Below are 21,107 nucleotides of genomic sequence, written 5' to 3' on the forward strand. Positions count from 1 at the left end.
CGTGCATCGCGCATGCGGCGCGCTGTTGAGCGGATTCAGCGTGCCGACATGAAATCGAACAGCTTCGCGATGTCGGTGGTCAGCACGGCGCCTGCCTTCACGCCGACCCACAACGTGCGCGTCGCCCACGCGTCGTCGAGTTTCACGACCCCGAGCCGCGCCGCGCGCTCGCCGGTCACCGCATCGCGCGGCAGCACGCCGATCCCGAGCCCGGCCTCGATCATCCGGCTCACCCCGTCGAAATTCGACACCTGGATGCGCAGCTTCAGCGAGCGCTCGGCCGCGAACGCGGCGTCGGTCATGCGCGCGAGCAGCGAACTGCCGTCGCTCAGGCCGACGTAGTCTTCATCGAGCGTATCCGCGAAGCGGATGCTGTCGTGCGCGGCGAAGCGATGCCCGCGCGGCACGAGCAGCACCAGCTCGTCGCGCCGGTACAGGCGGCGTTCGATGCCGGGCGCCGGCACGTTGTCCGCGAACACGCCGAGATCGGCCTTGCCGGCCGCGAGCGCGTCGACGATTTCGTGACTCAGCCGCTCCTCCAGGCTGACCTTGATGCCCGGGTTGTCGGTGAGAAACGCGGCGAGATCGGCCGGCAGGAACTGGACGATGGCCGACGTATTGGTCCACACGTGGATGTGGCCGCGCACGCCCGCAACGTAGTCGCTCATCTCGTGCGCCATCCGGTTGACCTGCTCGATCACCTTCGCCGCATGGTCGAGCAGTGCGCGGCCCGCCGGCGTCAGCTCGACGCCGCGCGCATGCCGGACGAACAGCGCGCTGCCGGTCACGCTTTCGAGTTCGGCGATCCGCTTGCTGACCGCGGACAACGTCAGCTGGCCGTGTTCGGCCGCCTTGGTCAGGCTGCCGTGCTCGGCGACGAGCGCGAACACGCGCAGCGACTGCAGATCGAAATGAAGCGGGTTCACCATGATGAAGGTCCCGGGAAGCACCGTGCGGGGCGCGCGTGCCGCGCCAGGCAGGCCTGAAGCGATCATACGCCCGGCCGCGCGCGGCGCGAAATCACGCAAGGCGACGCAACACGGCGCGGTCAGTGCGGCGCGATCGCCTGCAACGCAGCGAGCATCGCGCTCTCCGGTTTCGCGAGATCGTCGAGCACCGTGAAGTGCTGCATGCCGGGCAGCCATGCGCGCGCGATCCGTTCGCCGGCCGCTTCGCAGGCGTCCGCGTATTCGTGCGCTTGGCGCACGAGCTCCGGCAGCTCGGCCGCGCCGACCGCGACGACGGTCGGTGCGCCCGGCCCGATGTGATGCAGCGGGCTGTATGCGGCGATTTCCTGCGCGGTGAGCTTCAGCTTGTCGTCGAGCACGCACAGCGAGATCGGTTCGAGATCGACGAGCGGGCTGATCGCGAGCGCCGACACGACGGCCGGATGCGCGCGATGCACGGCCGTCAGGTGGCCGCCGGCCGAGTGACCGCTCAGATGGATCGGTCGTCCCGCGGTGCCGATGCCGTCGGGGTCGGCCGCGAGATGGTCGAGCAATGCGCCGATCTCGCCGACGATGTCGGTCATCGATGCGGCCGGTGCGAGCGTGTATTCGGCGAGCACGACGTCGAAGCCGCGTGCGAGCGGCCCGGCGGCCGCATACGCGAAATCCTCTTTCGCGCGGTGCTGCCAGTAGCCGCCGTGAATGAACACGAACAGCGGCGCGTCGGCCACGCCGCACTGCAGCCAGTCGAAGCGCTGCGCCGGACGCGCACCGTAACGCAGGTCGCGCTGCCCGGGCGTCGCATCGTAAAGCGCCGCGCTGCGTGCCTGGCAGGACGCGAGCACCGCGGGAAAATCGGGAATGGCTCTCGTGTTCAGGTAGGCGGCGTCGAGCGCCGCGCGGTCCATGCCGCGATAGAGGATCGTCATTCGGGAAGCGCCTGGTCGGATTGCGGATGCGCGGGACGTTCGCGGTGCCCCGCCACGAAGGCGCCGGACGGGCCGACGCCGTTGCGCCATTATGCGTAGCGCAACCGGGGCCGGCTATCCGGAATCGGCGGGGGCGGCGTGCGCCTGTCCGCTTTCGGCGGAGGACTGTCGAGCAGCGCGCGTGTCGTGCCGGCGCATGCGCGAACGGGCGGACCGGCGCAACGGATCGGCACTCAGATCAGTTCGGATATCTCGATGAGGTTCAGGTCCGGGTCGCGCACGTACACCGACCGTATTTTCTGCGTCGCGCCGGTGCGCTCGACGGGCCCTTCGACGATCGGCCAGTCGACGCGGCGCAGATGCGCGATCACGTCGTCGAGCGGCACCGACGCGATGAAGCACAGGTCGAGCGCGCCGGGCACCGGCACGTGCGCTTTCGGCTCGAACTCCGCGCCGCGCACGTGCAGGTTGATCTTCTGGTTGCCGAAGCGGAATGCGAGCCGGCCCGCACCGAAGGTTTCGAGCTGCATCTGCAGCACTTCCGTGTAGAAGTGCCTGGTCCGCTCCGGATCGACGCAGGTCAGCACGAGGTGGTCGAGGTGGTCAATCAGCGCCATGTGGTTCGCTCCTGTTCGACGCGTTCACGAGAAAGCCCGCTGCGTCGGCATGTCGCCGGTTTCGGCGCGCGGCGGCGGATGAAGGTCCGAGCGGCGCCCGGCCTTCAGGATCTGGCTCGGCACGTCATGCCCGATCAGCGCGGGCAGCCGCGCAGCCGCGGCAAGCACGGCCGCGAGGTCGATGCCCGTATCGTAGCCGTCGAGCGCGAGCATGTGGACCAATTCCTCGGTGCACGCATTGCCGGTCGCGCCCGGCGCGTACGGGCACCCGCCGAGCCCGCCGAGCGACGCGTCGAAGCGGTCGATACCGGCGTCGAGCGCGGCGAGCGTGTTGGCGAGCGCCATTCCGCGCGTGTTGTGAAAGTGCAGCGTGAGCTGCAGCGCGCCGAAGCGCTCGCGTGCGCGTTCGGCCAGCTCGCGCACCTGGGACGGATATGCCATGCCGGTCGTGTCGCACAGCGTGACGCCGTGCACGCCGAGATCCGCGAAGCGCTGCATCCACGCGAGCACGGTTTCCGCGCGCACGTCGCCCTCCATCGGGCAGCCCATCGCGGTCGACAGCGACACGTTGATCGCGACGCCCGTGCCGCGCACCGCGTCGATCACGTCGCGCAACTGCTCGAACGACTGCTCGCGGGTCATCCGCAGGTTCGCGCGGTTGTGGCTCTCGCTCATCGACATCACGAGGTTCACCTCGTCGACGCCGCACGACAGCGCGCGCTCCGCGCCGCGCACGTTCGGCACGAGCACCGTATAGACGACGCCCGGCGCGCGCACGATGCCGTGCATCACGGCCTCCGCGTCGCGCAGCGCGGGGATCGCCTTCGGCGACGTGAACGACGTGACCTCGATCTTCGCGTAGCCGCATGCGCTCAATGCGTCGACGAGCGCGATCTTGTCGTCGGTGTCGACGAACGCCGCTTCATTCTGGAAACCGTCGCGTGTCGCGACTTCGTGGATGTAGAGTCGTTGGGGAGGCTTGCTCATGTCGTCGTCCCGGAGGCTGGCCGGCCGGTTCAGATCACGCCGCGCGCGCGCCAGTCGTCGCGCGTCGCGGCATCGATGCCGATCGATTCGAGTACCGCGTCCGTATCGGCGCCGAGCGCGGGCGCCGGACGCTCGATGCGTCCCGGCGTCGCGCCGAGCTTCGGCACGATGCCCGGCACGAGCACAGGCGTGCCGTCGGGCAGCGCGGCGGCGACGATCATGTCGCGCGCACGGTAATGCGGATCGGCCGCGATGTCCGCGACGTCGTAGATGCGCCCGGACGGGATACGCGCGTCGTTCAACGCGGCGAGCACGTCGTCGAGATCGTGTCGCGCGCTCCATTCGCCGATCGCCGCGTCGATGCGCGCGACCTGCGCGACGCGTCCGTCGTTGTGCGCGAGCGCCGGATCGTGGCCGAGATCGGGGCGCCCGATCAGTTCCATCAACCGTCGGAAGATGCTGTCGCCGTTGCCGGCGATCAGCGCGTACTTGCCGTCGCGGCAGCGGTACGCGTTGGTCGGTGCGATGCCGGGCAGGCTGCTGCCGGCCGCTTCGCGCACCGCGCCGAACGCCGCGTATTCGGGCAACAGGCTTTCCATCATGTTGAACACCGATTCGTACAGCGCGACGTCGACGACCTGCCCTTGGCCGCCCTGCTGCTCGCGATGGCGCAGCGCGAGCAGGACGCCGATCACGCCGTGCAGTGCCGACAGCGAATCGCCGAGCGACACGCCGACACGCACCGGCGTGCGGCCGGGCTCGCCGGTCAGGTGCCGCAGGCCGCCCATCGCCTCGGCGATCACGCCGAAGCCGGGGCGGTCGCGATACGGGCCGGTCTGACCGAAGCCCGATACGCGCAGCATCACGAGCCCCGGGTTGATCGCGGACAGCGTCTCCCAGCCGAGCCCCCAGCCTTCGAGCGTGCCGGGCCGGAAATTCTCGATCAGCACGTCGGTCTCGGCGACGAGGCGCCGCACGACGTCCTGCCCTTCCGGCGTGCGCAGGTCGAGCGCGAGCGAGGTCTTGTTGCGCGACTGCGCGGCCCACCAGACCGACGTGCCGTCGTGCAGCAGCCGCCATTTGCGCAGCGGATCGCCGACGCCGGGCGGCTCCACCTTGATCACGTCCGCGCCGAATTCGGCGAGCATCCGGCCCGCGAACGGCCCGGCGATCAGTTGGCCGAGTTCCAGCACGCGGATACCGTCCAGGGGGCGCGTCATGGCTGTCTCCGAAGAAATCGCGTTGTCGATGACGGCGATCATGACGACGTTCGCATTCGCCGAAAATCGATCGATGCTCAACCAGCCTTTCCCGAACGGAAAGGCACGCATGACGGCGAGCCGCAGCACGTCGCGACGATGGATCGAGCGGGGAGAAAGACGTGACGACGCCTTGCGGACAGGACGCCGCGGCGGAATCGGAGAATCGGGGAATCGGAAAAGCGGGGTTTCAGGCGGTGCGCGGCGGGCACCGGCATGCGCGGGTGCGCGATGCGCACCGCCGACGCGTGTCGGCCATCGGCCGCGCGTCGGCGGGAATCAGCGGCGCTGCGTCAACGCGAGACGAGGCTCAGTAAGCGGACATCTCGACGCAAGGATCGACCTTGGACGGCGAGCAGATGACCGAATACTTGGCGCTTTCGCGCATCAGCGCCTCGCCTTCGTGCAGCGCGATCTTGATCTCGGGGTGACGCTCGTACGCGAGGAATGCGGAGCAGAAGACCGCGGACATCACGACCAGGGAAAACACGAATTTTTCAAGGGATTGGAAACGTTCGGGCATGGTTCGACCTTTCTTCTAGCCCGGGATTATATCGCGAATTAAGGGTTTTCCCTATATGTCGATCCGCATACCGAGGATGGCTTCGACCGAGGGCAGGCGGTGTTTGCGCCCTTTTTCACCGTGACACAGGTTCGAGCATCGGACGAGACGAAGGGACTGGTCGCCTTCAACGGAAGGCAGGCGACGGTTCGGCACGCATCGTCCGCACGGCATTTCGGCGGGAGCGGCGACGAAGCCCGTCGCCGGCGCGTCATTGCGGTGCCGATGCACCGCTGGCCGCGTTGCCCGGCCATGCCTTGCCGATCTTGTCGATCAGCGACTTGGCGGCGCCGGTCGCGATGGCGGCGTCGACGCCCGAGGTCTGCCACGAACCGTCGGCGGCCTGCACGAAGGTCAGGTTCGCACGCGACGGCGTGTAATCGCTGTTGCGCCACGTGATCACGACGTCGCACGCGTAGGTGCGTTCGCCGGTCTTCCTGCAGTCGCCGTCGGGCTTCGCCGAGATCACGTCGGCCGATACGGGCAGCGGCTGGCCGAACAGCGCGTTCAGGCCGCCGTGGTTTTCCGCTTCGAGCGCGCGGCGCACCGCGGCATCGACGTCGCTCGATCCGGGGCCGTCGTGGAGCAGGTGGCAGGCGGCGAGCAGCGTGGCGGCACAGCCGAGCGTCAGCAGCGTGGGAAACTTCATGGAACTCCGCGAATCGGGTGAACGTCGGGCGGCATGCGGCGATGGCCGTTTAAGCATCGCCGAGCCGGTATGCCGCGTAGTCTGCAACGTCCGCGCGTGGTTCGCGGTATCCATTTGTAACCAATTGCACGGACGGCAGAAACGGCGCGACCGCCCCGCCGCCCCGCCGCCTTCGTGCGCGGCTACTGCCGCTCCTGCTTCACGCGACTCACGAGCTGCGTCGGGCTCACGAACTGCAGCGCGATCACGACCCACACGAGCGTGATGGCCATGTAGATCATCGCCATCGCGTCGATCGACTGCGGTGCGCGCACGCCGGTCGAGAACACGGCGTAATACAGCGCGACGACGAGCGTCTGCGTGCTCGGGCCCGCGGTGAAGAAGGTCAGCTCGAACATCCCGATCGTGCGCACCAGCACGAGCAGCCCGGCCGCCAGCATGCCGGGCACCAGCAGCGGCAGCAGCACGTAGCGGAAATAGCGCCACGTGTTCGCGCCGAAGATGCGCGCGGCGGCTTCGAGATTCGGATCGATCTGCTCGATGAACGGCGTCATCACGAGGATCACGAACGGCAGCGCCGGCACGAGGTTCGCGAGGATCACGCCGGGCAGCGTGCCGGCGAGCCCGACCTTGTACATCACGGTCGCCATCGGGATCCCGTACGTGACGGGCGGCACCATCAGCGGCAGCAGGAACACCAGCAGCGCGAAGCGCTTGCCGCGGAACTGCACGCGCGCGAGCGCGTAGGCGGCCGGCACGCCGAGCGCAACCGACAGCAGCACGACCGCGCCGACGACTTCGACGGTCACCCACAGCACGCTGGCGAGCTGGAAGTCTTCCCACGCCTTCGCATACCAGTGCAGCGTGAAGCCCTGCGGCAGCGGCGTGCCGAACCAGCGCGTCGCGACCGAGTTGACCGCGACGGTCGCGATCAGCAGCATCACGTTCAGCAGGAAGAACGCCATCAGCCCCCACACGAGCGCCTTCCACGCGCGGCCGGCGACGCTGTCGCGCAGTTTCCGCGGCTTCATCGCGTTGACGGGCTGCGCGCCGGGCGGGCTGTGCTTCGGCGGCCATGCCGGCGCCGCATGATTGTCGGTCGCCATCAGCCCTTGCCTCCCGTGACCGGACCGGTATAGAAGAAGCGGCGCGCGCCGAGCATCGACGCGACCACCAGCAACTGCACGAAGCCCATCACGATCGCGATCGCCGATGCGAGCGAATAGTCGTAGCTCTCGAACGCGGCTTCGGCGGCCGCGATCGAGATCACGCGCGTCGGCCCGGCCGGCGCGCCGAGCAGCACGGCCGACGGGAACACCGAGAACGCCTGCACGAACGACAGACATGCGGCCATCGTGAGCCCCGGCACGAGCAGCGGCAGGTAGATCCGCCGGAACTGCTGCCACGGGTTCGCGCCGAGCGTCGCCGCGGCGCGCGCGAGCGTCGGGTCGATGCCGCTGATGTACGACAGCATCAGCAGGAACGCGAACGGAAAACCCGACACGATCAGCGACAGCAGCACGCCCCAATAATTGTGCGTGAGGCGCACTTCGTCCGTGTACAGGTGCAGCCCCTGCAGCGCCTGCGGAAACCAGCCGTTCGGTCCGAAATACGTGAGCATCCCGTCGGCGACGAGCACCGTGCCGAGCGTGACGGGAATCACGAGCAGCGTCGTGACGAACTTCTGATACGGCGAGTTGCGGCGCAGCGCGAACGCGACGGGCACCGAGATGCCGACGTTGATCAGCGTCGCCGGCACCGCGAGCTTCAGCGTGACGAGCACGGTCGGCCACATCGCGGTGTCGGTGAAGAACTGCACGTAGTTCGCGAGCGCGCCGCCGCCGTTCATCGGCTGGAACGACAGGACCAGGCCGTAAGCGAACGGATAGATGAACAGCGCGACGATGAACGCGAGCGCCGGCGTGACGAGCCACGCCTTCGCGTCGCGCGGCGCGCCGCCGGGCGCGAGCGTGCTCATGCGGCCTCCGGGCGGCGCGCGGCCGCGCACGCGGCGCGGCGGCCGTTCATTGCGCGTCTCCCGCATAGACGAGCGTGCGCGCCGGCGCGACGCGCAGCCGCAACCGCTCGCCCTCCGCGAATTCGCCGGCGACCCGCGCCCAGATCGGGCCGAACGGCGTGATCGCGCGGATGAGTGAGTCGCGGCCGCCGTATTCGACCGTTTCGACGGTCGCATCGAATGCGTTGTCGGCCCCTTCTTCCGCCCGCTCGATGTCGTCGGGGCGCAGCGCGACCACGACGTCCTTGCCGTCGAAACCGGCCATCGGCACGCCCGCGATGCGCACGCCCGCCGCGGCGACGTTCACGTGGTCGCCGGCCATCCCTTCGAGCGTGAACGGCAGCACGTTGCGATAGCCCATGAAGCGTGCGACGTGCAGGTTGTGCGGGCGCGTGTACACGTCTTTCGGCGATGCAATCTGCTGCACGACGCCCTCCTTCATCACGACGATCCGGTCGGCCATCGACAGCGCCTCGTCCTGGTCGTGCGTCACGTAGATCGTCGCGCGTTCGAGCTGCGTGTGGATGCGGCGGATCTCGGCACGCATCTCGATGCGCAGCTTCGTGTCGAGGTTCGACAGCGGCTCGTCCATCAGCACGAGCGGCGGCTCGATGACGATCGCGCGCGCGATCGCGACGCGCTGCTGCTGCCCGCCCGACAGCTGCCCGGGCAGCTTGCTCTCGTGGCCGACGAGCTGCACGAGTTCGAGCGCCTGCTGCGCGCGCCGCCGCGTTTCCTGCTTCGGCACGCCGCGCATCTTCAGCCCGAAGCCGACGTTCTCGAGCACCGACATGTGCGGAAACAGCGCGTAGTTCTGGAACACCATGCCGAAGCCGCGGCGCTCGGGCGGCAATACGTCGATGCGCGTGTCGTCGAGCCAGATGCCGCCGCTCGTGAGCGGCTGCAGCCCGGCGATGCAGTTCAGTGCGGTCGACTTGCCGCAGCCCGACGGGCCGAGCAGCGCGATGAACTCGCCGCGCCGGATGTCGAGATCGAGCCCGTTCAGTGCGGCGACCTGTGCGCCCTCCGCATTGGTGAAGCTGCGGCACACGCCGTCGAGCCGCAACCGTTCGAAACTGTGCTTCATTACGCGAACTCCGTCGGCGCGGGCGCCGCGGCGCCCGCGGGTTCATGCGTCATTTCGACTTCTGCGAACCGATCTCGCGGTCCCACTTCTGGAACGCGGCGACCATCGCCTGCGCGTTGAGCGGCTGCACGTGCGGACGATCCGCGAGCAGCTTCGCGTACTCGGGGCGGCCGAACTTCCGGATCACCTCCTGGCTGTGCGCGGGCGCCATCTTGAGCGTCACGCCCTTCACCGCCGGGCCCGGATAGAAGTAGCCGTCGTCGTAGGTCATCGCCTGCTGCGCCGGTTCGAGCAGGAAGTTCATCAGCTTGAACAGCACGTCGAGCTTGTCCTTCGCGACGCCCTTCGGAATCACCATGAAGTGCGCGTCGTTGACCCACGTCATGTTGTCGAATGCCTGGACCCGGAAGTCGGCCGGCACGATGCCGAGCGCGCGCGGGTTGAGGTCCCAGCCGGTCACGGTCACCGTCATGTCGCGCGTGCCTTCGCCGAGCTCCTTCATCACGGCCGACGTGCCGCCCGGGTAGTACGGCACGCAGTCGTTGAGCTGCTTCAGGAACGCCCAGGTCTTGTCCCAGCCGTTGATCGGGTCTTGCGGGTTCTTGTCGCCGAGCACGTACGGCAGCCCCATCAGGAAGGTGCGGCCGGGGCCCGAGTTCGCCGGGCGTGCGTAGATCAGCTTGTTCGGATGCGCCTTGCACCACGCGAGCAGTTGCTCGGGCGTCTTCGGCGGATCGCTGACCTTCGCCGGGTTGTATTCGAGCAGCGGGCCGGCCGGCATGTAGGTCACTTCGAGACCGAAGCCCTGCGCGAGATCCTGCATCTTGCGCGGGCCGGGCGCGTATTTGTCGAGCACGCCGGGGAACGCGCCCGCGCTGTCGGGCAACAGCTTCAGCCACAGGTTCTGCTCGATGCCGGCGGCCAGCGCGTCGGTGCCCGTCAGCACGAGGTCGATGTCGGCCCGTCCCGCGGCCTGCATCGCCTTGATCTTGCCCGGCAACTGCGGCGCGGGCGCGTTCGTGAACGTGACGTTCGAGACGAGATTCGGGTTCTTTTCCTTGAACGCCTCGATGGCCTTCTGCGTGAGCTGCAGGTTGCCCGCGACGTCGACGACATTCAGCGACACGGGAGCGGCGACGGCGGCCGTGGCCGGCAGCGTCAGGCCCAGCGCCAGGGCGATCCGGCGGACACGGCGCGCGATCGTGGTGGTGTTCATGTCTCCTCGCTTCGGTCGGTGGATGGGACCGTTCTTTCGGGAAATCATGACGGCGTTATACGATGTCGGTCAACAAAAAACCGACCCGCGCGGGGCGGGAATTTCCCTAACAAAAACCTTCCGTTTGTCGAGGATGTGCTTCTTGGCCATTGCGACGGATACGTCGCATGTTAGGACGTCGTATATCAACGGACGCCGAACCGGAATCGGTTCGGACGGACGCGCCGGCATGAAAAGCGTGCGCGGCGCGTTGCGGACGGCGCTCAGGCCGCACGGAGCGCGATCACCTCCCCGATCAATCGCTCCGCATCCTGCCATTCGCCGAAACCCGAAGCCGGGTTCAGGTGTCCGACTTCGCCGAGATCGACGAGCCGGCTGCCCCACCCGGCTGCCAGCGCCTGCGTGCGTTCGAATCGCGCGAGCGGATCGTTGCGGCTCGCGGCCACGATGCTCGGAAACGGCAGCGGCCGGGTCGGCACCGGCGTCCAGCCGTGCGCGTCGAGCGCATCCGGTGTCGGATAGCCTGCGGGCATCGGCGTATCGAGATCGGCCGGTGCGGCGAGCAGCGCGCCGTCGATGGCACGCGTGGCCTGCAGCGCCCAATGCACGGTGATCATCACCCCCGCGCTGTGCGCGACGAGGATCACGGGGCCGTCGATCGCGGCCAGCGCCGCATCGAGCGCCGCGACGCGCGCGGCGCGGCTCAGCTTGTCGGCTTCGAGCGGCGCGACGGCGCGGGCGTTCGGCAGGCGCCGTTGCAGATGCGTCTGCCAGTGATCTTCGACGTGATCGCGCAAGCCGGGCACGATCAGGATGGTGGGCGCGTTCGCCAGGGTCATGCTGCCTCCGGGAGGGTTCGGTTCAGGAAAGATGTGACGCGCGCCGTTCGCGTTCGACGCGCGCGAGATCGGCCGCGTAGCTCGCGCGTCCGATCGCGAACAGCGCGGCGGCCGCGAGCGGCACGGCGGGAATCCATTGCAGTGCGCCGACAAGGCCGGCGCGATCGGCGACCCACCCCGTCAGCAGCGGGCCCGGCGCCATGCCGAGCAGGTTGTTGGCGAGCGTGAGCGTCGCGAACGCCGATGCGTGGATCGCGGCCGGCGTGAGGTTCGCGACCATCGCGCCCGATGCGCCCGACGCGCCCGCGCCGACCAGCATGCCCGCGCAGATCAACGCGAGTTGCAGCGGCCCGGGCGGCAGCCGGAACGCGATCGCGAGGCACACGCCCGTCAGCACGCAATACGCGATCGCGGTCAGCCATTTGCGCGAGCCGTCGGCGCGTCCGACGCGGTCGGTGACGATCCCGCAGCCGACCATCCCGACGCCCGACAGCAGCACGAAGCCGGCCGCAAGCACGGCGGCACGGTCCGGCGCCATCGCGTAATAGCGGTTCAGGTAGCTCGGCAGCCAGGCGAACAGCGCGCCGGGCACGAACAGGTGCAGCCCGCTGCCGACATACGCGCAGATCACCGAACGGGATGCGAACAGCCCCGACATCAGCGCGCGCACGCTGCCGCGCAGGTCGCGCGGCGCATCGGCATGGGGCCGGCACGGTTCGACGCGGCATGCCGCGAGCCGCCGTTCGGTGACGATGCCGCGGTACGCGACGAGCAGGACGATGCCGAGCGCGGCCATCACGCCGAACGACCAGCGCCAGCCGAGATGCGCGCCGACGAGGCCGCCGAGCGCCATCCCGAACACGGAGCCGAACGCGCCGCCGGCCATGAACGCGCCGGTCAACGTCGCGCGCAGGCGCGCCGGAAAGATGCTGAGGATCAGCGCGACGCCGACGCTGCCGTACGCGGCTTCGCCGAGGCCGACGAGCCCGCGCGCCACGAGCATTTCGGCGTAGTTGGTCGACAGCGCGCAGCCGAGCGTCGCGACGCTCCACAGCGCGGCCATCAGCACGATGCTGCGCACGCGGCCGAAGCGGTCGGCGAGCACCGACAGCGGAAACGTCAGCAGCCCGACGAGCAGCGCGACGACGCCGGACAGCGAGCCGAGCTGCGTGTCCGACAGCCCCCACGCGTGCTTGAGCAGCGGAAACACGGCATTGAGCACCTGCCGCGACATGTAGTCCGACAGCAGCAGGCCGACGGTCAGCCCGAACACGAGCCAGGCATAGGCCGGCGCGCGCCGCCCGGTGGCCGCCACGTCCTGCAGCGACGGCTCGACGTGATGAATCAGCATGCGTGTCTCCTCCGGCGCCGGTGCGGCAATGCGCCGGCGCGGCTTGCGCGGCCCCGCTCCGTTCGTCGGAGCTTGCCTCGCGCACCGCGCGAGGGTGGGTGCCGCGCCACATCGATCGGCGGGCGGCGCGGGCGCGCCGCCCGGATGCGCGGTGCGTCAGGCCGCGCGCAGCGGCACGCTCAGCTGGCCGGGCCGGCGGTTCGGCGCCATCCCGAGCTGCGCGAGCGTCTCGTCGACGCCGTCGTACTGCACGCCGATCCGGTAGATCGCCTTCGCCTCCTTGCCGGTCGCGATATCGCGGCCGAGTTCGCGCGCGATCCGCACGCACTGCTCGACCTGCTGCACCGACGTCATCCGGTTGCCCTTCTGGTCGATGATCGTGTCCTCGATCCCGCAGCGCGGATGCAGCCCGAGCGCCATCGCGACGGTGTTGATCGGCAGCACGTTCTTCATCAGCGATTCGAGCGTGATGCACGCGCCGTCCGGGCAGCGCCGCACGAATTCCATGAAGTTGTACGGATTCGGGCCGTCGAAGCCGCCGCCGATGCCGACCCACGTGACGTTCAGCGGGCCGCGATAGACGCCGCGGCGGATGATCCGCTCGAGCGTCTCGAGCGCGTGCATGCCGGTGAGCTGGAAATGCGGCTGGATGCCGGCCGCCTGCAGCCGGCGCAGATGCTCGTCGACCCACCCGGGGCCGGCCGGCACGGTCATCTCGCGGTATGCGTCCCACAGCGCCGCCTCGTTCAGCGACGTGCCGGCGATGTCCTTGCGGTTCATCAGCTCGGTGATGTTCATCTGCACGGTGTTGATCGCGACCGTCACCTGGTCGGGCTTCGGCGTCAGCTCGGCGAGCATGTGGCGCGTGTCGTCGGACAGCCATTTCGCTTCTGCGCCGTCGCCTTCCGGCGCGAACGAGATCGAGCCGCCGACCTGCAGGATCATGTCGGGCACCGCCTCGCGCAGCCGGCCGAGCAGCTCGTTGAATTTCGACAGCCGCTTGCTGCCCTTGCCGTCGAGCTCGCGCACGTGCAGGTGCAGCACCGTCGCGCCCGCGTTGTAGCAGTCGACGGCCTTCTGCACGTGCTCGTCCATCGTCACCGGAATGTCTTCCGGGAAATCCGCGGGCATCCATTCGGGGCCGTACGGCGCGACCGTGATGACTACCTTGTCCTGGTTTTCCGGGTGCAGCGAATCGTCGAGAAATTGCATGTCGTCCTCCAGATGGAATCGTTGTGTTCGGGGCGTACGGGCGTGCGTGTCCCGTCGCGCCGGGCGGCAGGCCCGGCGTGTTGCATGGGGTTTCAGGAACCGGTTAAGGCGCGGGCGCGTTCAGATCAGAACGGCACGTCGCCGACGATGCCCGCGCGCTCCATCTTGCGCACGCAGGGCGGGTAGTCCATCACCGCGTAATGCTGCGTGGCGCGGTTGTCCCAGATCGCGACGCTGTTCTTCCTCCAGCGCCAGCGCACCTGGTATTCGGGGATATACGCCTGGCTGATCAGGTATTGCAGCAACTGGCCGGCGCCGGGGTTCGCGTCCTGCCCGTAGCGCACGCGCCCGGGCGTGTGGAAGTTCGTGAAGTGCGTCGTGAACGCGTTCACGTACAGCACCTTCTCGCCCGTTTCGGGATGCGTGCGCACGACCGGATGCTCGGCGTCCGGATACTGCGCCTTCAGCGCGAGACGCTTGTCGATCGGCATCGCCGCGCCGAAGCTCGCCTCGATGCTGTGACGCGCGCGCAAGTCCGCGATCTGCTGCTTCACGTGTTCCGGCAGATGCTCGTACGCGAGCACCATGTTCGCCCACATCGTGTCGCCGCCAACCGGCGGACCGTCGATGCAGCGCAGCACGCAGCCGAACGGCGGCGCCACGCGCCAGCTCGCATCGCTGTGCCACGCATTCTCGTAGCGGTCGTTCGGCTGGTCGGGCGACTTGTAGATCCGCACGAGGCCCGGGTGCTCGGGGTCGCTGCCGGCGACCGGATGATCCTCGAGCTCGCCGAAGCGGCGCGCGAACGCGACGTGCTCGGCGCGCGTGATGTCCTGGTCGCGCAGGAACAGCACGCGATGACGCAGCAACTGCGCGCGGATCTCGGCGAACAGGCCGTCGTCGTGCACGGCGTCGGCGAGGCTCACGTCCAGCAACTCCGCGCCGATCGCACAGGTCAGGGGTTCGACTCGCATGCGCGTCTCCTCAGACGATGAATACCGACGAGCCGGTCGTCTTGCGCGATTCCAGGTCGCGGTGCGCCTGCGCCGCGTCCTGCAGCGCATAACGCTGGTTGATCTCGATCCGGATGCGGCCGGCCGCGACGTGCGCGAACAGTTCGCCGGCCAGGTCGTTCTTCTCGGCCGGATCGGCGATGTAGTCGGCCAGCGCCGGGCGCGTCAGGTACAGCGAGCCCTTCATCGCGAGGCGCTGCGGGTCGAACGGCGGGATCGGGCCCGACGCCGTGCCGACGCAGACCATCAGCCCGCGCCGCTTCAGCGAATCGAGCGAGCCTTCGAAGGTGTCCTTGCCGACGCTGTCGAACACGACGTCGACGCCGACGCCGTCCGTCAGTTCGCGCACGCGTTTCGCGACGTCCTCGCGGCTGTAGTCGATCGTGTGGTCGCAGCCGTGTGCGCGGGCGACCGCGGCCTTGTGTTCGCTCGACACGGTGCCGATCACGGTGAGCCCGAGCAGCTTCGCCCATTGCGACACGATCAGCCCGACGCCGCCCGCGGCCGCATGCAGCAGGATCGTGTCGCCCGGCGCGAACGCGTGGATGCGGCGCAGCAGGTAGGCCGAGGTCAGCCCGCGCATCGTCATCGCCGCGGCCGTTTCGCATGCGATGCCGGCGGGCAGCTTCACGAGCGGCGCGGCCGGAATCAGCCGTTCGGTGCTGTACGCGCCGAGCGTGTTGAGGAAGCCGGTGTAGGTCACGCGATCGCCGACGGCGACGTTCGTCACGCCGGGGCCGACGGCCTCGACCACGCCGGCCGCCTCGACGCCGATGCCCGCCGGCAGCGGAACCGGATACAGGCCGCTGCGGAAGTACGTGTCGGCGAAATTCAGGCCGACGGCCTCGTGCCGCAGGCGAACCTGCCCGGCGCCCGGCTCGCCGACTTCGACCGCTTCCCAGCGCAGCACGTCGGGGCCGCCGGTTTCGTGGAATCGCACTGCATGTGCCATCGTGTTCTCCGTAAGTATTCAGTCGGATGCGCGTCACGCATCGTCGGATTCGTCCGCGCCCGGCGTCGTCGCGGCTGTGCCGCTCGCCGGGGGCGCGTCCAGTTCGTTCCAGTCTGCGTCGCCCAGATAGCGCCGCGCGGCCGGGAAAATCACGCCTTCGATGCGCCCCATCTGCTCGAACGCGCCGCGCGCATAGTCGGCGAGCGCGGCATCGAACGCGGCCGACGGCAACCCGTCGGCGGCGAGCCGCGCCAGCGCGTCGAGCGCGTGCGCATCGCGGCGCCGCTGGCGGTCGAGCTCGTCGAGTTCGGCCGCGGTGCTCTCCGCCCGCATGCGCAATGCCGCGAACAGGCGTGCTTCGGCGGACGCGCCGAAGCGTGCGTTCTGCAGCGCCGCGAGCGATGCCAGCGCGGCCAGCGGGTCGCCCGCGTCGCCGGTCGGCCGCGTTGCCGCGTCCGGGGTGTCGCTCGCCATCGTCAGCGCCCGCAGCTGCTCGCCGAGCGCGCGATGCGCCGCGAGACAGCGGGCCATCACGCGCGCCTCGGCCGGCGCACGCCGTGCCGGGCACACGAGCACCGGCACGCCGCTCGTCGCCAGCAGCACCCGCCGTTGCGCGGTCGCGGCAGCATCGGCATCGTGCGGCAGCGCCGCGACGGCGATCAGGTCGCAGCCGAGCTCGCCGGCGAGCGTGGCCGGCGAGGCGTCGCCGGCCCTCGGATGGCCGGCCCCCGGACGGCCGGCCCCCGCGATCGCATGGGACAGGCCCTGCGCCCGTGCGGCGGCTTCCACTTTCGCACCGTGTTCCGGCATCCGCGCTCCGGATAAACGCGAGTCCGGCGCGGCGGCGGACAGCACGAACGTGACCCGCGCGCCGACCGCACGCGCCAGTTCGAGCGCATGGCCGATCGCATCGATGCCGCCGGGCACGCCGTCGACCGTCACGAGCAGATGGCGATACATCGTGCCGCTCCGCTTATCCGGCGCTCGGTGCGCTGCGTCGCGCGCCGGTCGATACGATGTTCATGGTCCCTCCTCGTTGCATTCGTCGGTTGCGTTCGTCACGCATCGGAACCCATGCTATCGACCGGGCGGCGGTGCGGCCCCACTCGTCGCGGGGGGGATTGACGCGCGAACGCGGTTCGGTCGATCCTTCCCCCCACGCCCACCCCGGACGCTGGCCCGCACGGCATCGCCGGATTCCGACTCCTGCCCCGATGGCCCACCCACCCGATCGCGCCGACGCGCCCCCCACCGAACTCGTGCTGAAGACGACCGCGCCGCGCGTGCCGGCGCAGTTGCTCGCGCGTGCGCGGCTGAGCCTTGCCGCGCCGGCGTTCGACGCGCGGCCCGTCACGCTCGTGCAGGCGCCGGCCGGCTACGGCAAGACCTCGCTGCTCGCGCAATGGCGGCGCGAATCCCTCGCGCTCGGCCGCGCGGTCGTGTGGCTGTCCGCCGACGAGCGCGACGACGCGCCGCGCCTGCTGCAGGGGCTCGTGCAGGCGGTGCGCACCGGTTGCGCGCGGCCCGGCTTCGGGCGCCTGATTCCGGACGGCGCGGCCCGCGCGCTGGAAGGACTGACCGCCTGGCTCGCCGAAGTCGCGCAACTGTCGATCGACGCGCTGCTGATCGTCGACGACGCGGAGCGGTTGCCGCCCGCCGGCCTCGACGCGCTGACCTACGTGCTGCACAACGCGCCGCAGAACCTGCGGGTGGTCGTCGCGGCCCGGCGCGGGCTCGATCACGCGGCCGGCGACCTGCTCGCCGGCGGGCAATGCACGCTCGCGGGCCCCGACTGGCTGCGCTTCACGCTCGACGAGACGATCGCGCTGGTCGGCGCGCGCTTTGCGCAGCGGGTCGACGCCGACGCGTGCGCGCGCCTGTTCGAACGCGTCGACGGCTGGCCGCTCGGGCTGCAGCTCGCGATGGCCGCGATGGCGCGCTCGGCCGATCCGCGCCAGGCCGTCGACGCGCTTGCCGCGCGGATGGACGGCACCCGCGACCGGCTCGTCGAGCTGCTGCTCGCGAATTTGTCGGCCGACGACACCGCGTTCCTCACGCGCACGAGTGTCGCCGATCGCCTGCATCCGTCGCTGTGCGCCGCGCTGCTCGACGACGCAAACGCCCCCGACCGGCTCGCGCGGCTCGCGCGCGACACGCCGCTGTTCATCGCGTCCGACGATTCCGACTGGTGCCGGCTGCATCCGCTCGTGCGCGATACGTTGCGCGACCGCCTCGCGGCGAGCCCCGACGCCGAGCGCAGCGCGCTGCACGCGCGCGCGGCCGCGTGGCTCGACGCGCACGGGATGACGGAGGAAGCCGCGCGCCACGCGTACGCGGCCGGCCAGTTCGACACGGCATACGCGCTTGCGCAGCGCTGCCTCGAGGACGCGATCAAGCAGGGCCGCATCAACGACGTGCTCGACTGGCTCGCGCTGCTGCCCGATGCGGAACTCGACAAGCGCCCGACGCTGCGGATCGCGGTCGCCTGGGCGCTGGCACTCGGCGAGCGCCATGTCGAGGCGCAGCGCCAGATCGCCGGTATCCTGGCCGATGCCGGCACGCCGGCCGCGATGCGCTACGAATGCGCGCTGATCCTCAGCGCGGCGGCCTATTACGCGGATGAAATCGACCGGTTCGTCGAGCTGTTCGAACCGTGGGCCGACTTCGCGCCGCCCGCGGCGACGTGGCTCGCGCAGATGCACGCGAACCGCCTGTCGGCGCGCGCGATCATCGTCGGCGAACCGGCGCAGGCACGCCGCTTCCAGCAGGCCGCGCCGCGCGGCGAGACGGCGGCCGGATTCGGCTACGTCGCGCGCTGGGGCGAACTGATCACCGGCCTGAGCTACCTGCGCGAAGGCCAGATCCGGCTCGCGGACGACGCGTTGTCGCCGGCACTCGCGCGCGCGGAAGCCGACCTCGGGCGCCGCCATCCGCTGACCTGCATGCTCGCGGCGATGTGCGCGGCGATCGCGTACGAGGCCGATCGCGTCGACCAGGCCGCCGCGCTGCTCGCGAACCGGCTCGACGTGCTCGAGCACGCGGGCACGCCCGACACCGTGCTGCTCGGCTACCGGACGGCCGCGCGCATCGCGCTGCTGCACGGCGTCGAGCACCGCGCGATCGACCTGCTCGAGGCGCTCGACGCGATGGGTGTCGCGCGCCGGCTGCCGCGCCTGTCGGTCGCGAGTCTCGCCGAGCAGGTGCGCATTCACGCGGCCCGCTATCGCGAGGCGACGTGCCATGCGCTCGTGGAACGGATCGATGCGATCGCCGCGGCGGAGTTTCCATCGCACGGGCCGCTGTGGCGACGCCCCGTCGTGCTGCTGCAGGCGACGGCGCATGCGGGCGCCGCGCTTGCCGCGCGCCGCTGGGACGATGCGTGCGCGGCGCTCGACGAAGCGGCGGTGCTGGCGCGCGAGATGAGCATGGGACGCGAGCGCATCGAGATCATGGCGCTCAGCGCGTTCGCGCTCGAACAGTCCGGGCACGGCGGCCGCGCGCTGCTCGACGAGGCGATGAACCTCGCGGACATGTTCGGCCTCACGCGCACGCTCGCCGACGCGCATCCGGCCGTCGCCGACTGGGCGCGCCGCATCGGCGACGAAGCGGCCGCGGGCGACGGCCCCGTGCGGCCCGCGCAGCCGCAGCCGCGCATCGTGCCGCCCGCGCCGCGCAGCCCGGCGAGCCCGCGCGCGGTGCCGAGCGTCGTGCTGACGCCCAAGGAACGCGCGATTCTCGAATTGCTCGCGCGCAACCTCTCGAACAAGGAGATCGCGGTGGCGCTCGCCGTCGGCGAGGAAACCGTGAAGTGGCACCTGAAGAACCTGTTCGGCAAGCTCGACGCCAGCTCGCGCAAGCACGCGGTGCGCCGCGCGCTGGTGCTCGGATTGCTCGAAAGCGCGCCTTGAACGCCGCCTGCGCACGTCCGTAGCGGCCTTGCCCGGCCGTCGGCGGCCACCTCGTCGCCGGCCGCCCTTCGATTCTCCGCAACCCTGCCCCCCGCGCATGGGGGGGAGCGGCCGCGCGTCGTTGCGTAACCTTTCCGCACGGCTCGCACCGGCGTCGCCTCACGCGCCTTCCCGCCTGCCTCGATGCTTCCCCCGCTCTACCCGCCCGGGCTCGATCCCGTGCGGTCCATTACGATCCTGGAGACTTCGATGAAGACGAAACTGGCCGCGCTCGCGGCGCTTGCCGGCTGTTCGGCGCTCGCGCATGCGCAATCCTCCGTCACGCTGTACGGCGTGGTCGACACGGGCCTGCTGTACCAGAGCACGTCGGCCGCGTCGTTCGGCCCGAAAGCGCCGAACACCGGCAAGGTGTTCCGCATGAAGGACGGCGGCATCTATTCGAGCTTCTGGGGTATCAAGGGCAGCGAGGACCTGGGCGGCGGCTACAAGGTCAACTTCAAGCTGCAGGGTTCGTTCGACAGCGGCACCGGCAAGATGCAGCTGAGCGACACGCCGGGCGCCGTCGCGATCTTCAACCAGGTTGCGTCGCTCGGTGTGTCGGGGCCGTTCGGCACGTTCACGGCCGGCCGCCAGATCGTGCCGATGATCTACGCGATGGCCGACACCGACGTGCGCAACGCGCAGTTCTTCGGCAGCGTGCTGACCGCGTGGCTCGGCCTGAACACCGCGGCCGGCTGGCCGGGAACGAGCACCAACGGCGCGATCGGCGCGCTGTACGACAGCAATGCGCTGGTCTATCAGTCGCCGACGTTCGCGGGCGCGTCGATCGCGCTCGAATACGCACCCGGCGGCGTCGCCGGGCAGTTCCAGGGCGGCACGCGCGAGTCGGTCGTGCTGCGTTACTCGAACTACGGGCTCAATGCATCGGCCGTCTACTACAACGGTCACGACACGAATCCGGCGCCGGGTGTCGCGCCGACCGGCGTCGACAACAACCGCTTCGTCTACGTCGGCGCGAGATACACGATCCACGATTTCTCGGTGTCGGCGTCGTACGGCAACGGCCGGAATCCGTCGCATGCGGACAAGGTGAACCTCGACATGCTGTCGGCCGGCGTCGGCTATCGCTTCACGCCCGCGCTGCAGGTCGCCTCCGCCGTGTACTACCTGAAGGACCGCAACCGCGCCGAGAACCGGTCGACGGCCGTCGTGCTCACGGCCGACTACAGCCTGTCGAAGCGGACGATGGTGTATGCGCAGGTCGGCCACGTGAACAACCGCGGCACGATGAACCAGATGCTCGTGTACGGGCAGCCGGTCGCGCCCGGGGTCGGCACGACCGCCGCGATGCTCGGGCTGCGGCACAACTTCTGACGAAGCGGCGGCGCTCGGGCAAGGCGCGCGGCCGCCGTCTGCAACGATCGCGGGGATCGGCTACAGTGGGCGTTTTCGGCGCGCCCCGCCCGTCTGTCGAAGTGTTCGTCCCGTTCCTGTCGTGGTGTCAGGGGCGGTCGGCGATGCGCGGCAGGACGGCGGAGCGCGGATCCTCCACGTTGACGAGC

At 69.9% G+C, this 21,107-nt stretch carries 19 protein-coding genes; 2 read left to right on the forward strand and 17 right to left on the reverse strand.

Annotation, left to right across the window (positions count from 1 at the left end; all coding sequences use genetic code 11):
* Nucleotides 1-35: 35 nt before the first annotated feature.
* From ACV22V_RS06170 to ACV22V_RS06250, 17 genes are all read right to left on the reverse strand, one after another.
* Entirely contained in the window at nt 36-929 is an 894-nt protein-coding gene (locus ACV22V_RS06170; RefSeq protein WP_059691694.1) for a LysR family transcriptional regulator, read from the reverse strand.
* Nucleotides 930-1,048: 119 nt separating this feature from the next.
* Entirely contained in the window at nt 1,049-1,876 is an 828-nt protein-coding gene (locus tag ACV22V_RS06175) for an alpha/beta hydrolase (RefSeq protein WP_448013253.1), read from the reverse strand.
* Between the two features lie 233 nt (nt 1,877-2,109).
* Nucleotides 2,110-2,493 (reverse strand): VOC family protein, encoded by a 384-nt coding sequence (locus ACV22V_RS06180; RefSeq protein ID WP_059524323.1) that lies wholly within the window; start codon nt 2,491-2,493, stop codon nt 2,110-2,112.
* A 24-nt stretch (nt 2,494-2,517) separates the two neighbouring features.
* Complete coding sequence (locus tag ACV22V_RS06185) at nt 2,518-3,480, reverse strand: hydroxymethylglutaryl-CoA lyase (protein WP_448013254.1); 963 nt, start codon at nt 3,478-3,480, stop codon at nt 2,518-2,520.
* Between the two features lie 29 nt (nt 3,481-3,509).
* Nucleotides 3,510-4,700 (reverse strand): CaiB/BaiF CoA transferase family protein, encoded by a 1,191-nt coding sequence (locus ACV22V_RS06190; RefSeq protein ID WP_448013255.1) that lies wholly within the window; start codon nt 4,698-4,700, stop codon nt 3,510-3,512.
* Between the two features lie 349 nt (nt 4,701-5,049).
* Nucleotides 5,050-5,262, reverse strand: a complete 213-nt coding sequence (locus ACV22V_RS06195) for a hypothetical protein (RefSeq protein WP_059467484.1) — start codon at nt 5,260-5,262, stop codon at nt 5,050-5,052.
* Between the two features lie 250 nt (nt 5,263-5,512).
* Nucleotides 5,513-5,950 (reverse strand): hypothetical protein, encoded by a 438-nt coding sequence (locus tag ACV22V_RS06200; protein WP_059449716.1) that lies wholly within the window; start codon nt 5,948-5,950, stop codon nt 5,513-5,515.
* A 182-nt stretch (nt 5,951-6,132) separates the two neighbouring features.
* A complete protein-coding gene (locus ACV22V_RS06205; RefSeq protein WP_448013256.1) occupies nt 6,133-7,056 on the reverse strand; it encodes an ABC transporter permease in 924 nt (307 codons plus the stop codon).
* Nucleotides 7,056-7,928: an ABC transporter permease gene (locus ACV22V_RS06210; protein WP_448013257.1), complete on the reverse strand. Its 873-nt coding sequence runs from the start codon at nt 7,926-7,928 to the stop codon at nt 7,056-7,058. Before ACV22V_RS06210 ends, ACV22V_RS06205 begins: the two co-directional genes overlap by 1 nt.
* A 46-nt stretch (nt 7,929-7,974) precedes the next feature.
* Entirely contained in the window at nt 7,975-9,054 is a 1,080-nt protein-coding gene (locus ACV22V_RS06215; RefSeq protein WP_448013258.1) for an ABC transporter ATP-binding protein, read from the reverse strand.
* A gap of 49 nt (nt 9,055-9,103) precedes the next feature.
* Complete coding sequence (locus tag ACV22V_RS06220) at nt 9,104-10,270, reverse strand: ABC transporter substrate-binding protein (RefSeq protein ID WP_448013259.1); 1,167 nt, start codon at nt 10,268-10,270, stop codon at nt 9,104-9,106.
* Nucleotides 10,271-10,533: 263 nt separating this feature from the next.
* Nucleotides 10,534-11,109 (reverse strand): RBBP9/YdeN family alpha/beta hydrolase, encoded by a 576-nt coding sequence (locus ACV22V_RS06225; protein WP_448013260.1) that lies wholly within the window; start codon nt 11,107-11,109, stop codon nt 10,534-10,536.
* Nucleotides 11,110-11,131: 22 nt separating this feature from the next.
* Nucleotides 11,132-12,460 carry an MFS transporter gene (locus ACV22V_RS06230; RefSeq protein ID WP_059691702.1) on the reverse strand — a complete coding sequence of 443 codons (1,329 nt, stop codon included), beginning with the start codon at nt 12,458-12,460 and terminating at the stop codon, nt 11,132-11,134.
* Between the two features lie 156 nt (nt 12,461-12,616).
* Nucleotides 12,617-13,672 (reverse strand): BKACE family enzyme, encoded by a 1,056-nt coding sequence (locus ACV22V_RS06235; RefSeq protein WP_059524336.1) that lies wholly within the window; start codon nt 13,670-13,672, stop codon nt 12,617-12,619.
* A 125-nt stretch (nt 13,673-13,797) separates the two neighbouring features.
* Nucleotides 13,798-14,646 carry a TauD/TfdA dioxygenase family protein gene (locus tag ACV22V_RS06240; protein ID WP_059691703.1) on the reverse strand — a complete coding sequence of 283 codons (849 nt, stop codon included), beginning with the start codon at nt 14,644-14,646 and terminating at the stop codon, nt 13,798-13,800.
* A 10-nt stretch (nt 14,647-14,656) separates the two neighbouring features.
* Nucleotides 14,657-15,637, reverse strand: coding sequence for a quinone oxidoreductase family protein (locus ACV22V_RS06245; RefSeq protein ID WP_059524340.1), 981 nt, complete (start codon nt 15,635-15,637; stop codon nt 14,657-14,659).
* Between the two features lie 33 nt (nt 15,638-15,670).
* Nucleotides 15,671-16,597 (reverse strand): universal stress protein, encoded by a 927-nt coding sequence (locus ACV22V_RS06250; protein ID WP_448013261.1) that lies wholly within the window; start codon nt 16,595-16,597, stop codon nt 15,671-15,673.
* Between the two features lie 254 nt (nt 16,598-16,851).
* Here ACV22V_RS06250 and ACV22V_RS06255 point away from each other — a divergent pair, with 254 nt between their 5' ends.
* Nucleotides 16,852-19,545, forward strand: a complete 2,694-nt coding sequence (locus ACV22V_RS06255; RefSeq protein WP_448013262.1) for a LuxR C-terminal-related transcriptional regulator — start codon at nt 16,852-16,854, stop codon at nt 19,543-19,545.
* 249 nt (nt 19,546-19,794) lie between these two features.
* Nucleotides 19,795-20,919: a porin gene (locus ACV22V_RS06260; protein WP_448013263.1), complete on the forward strand. Its 1,125-nt coding sequence runs from the start codon at nt 19,795-19,797 to the stop codon at nt 20,917-20,919.
* Nucleotides 20,920-21,107 lie beyond the last annotated feature (188 nt).

The sequence above is a fragment of the Burkholderia sp. AW33-5 genome, from assembly GCF_053427615.1.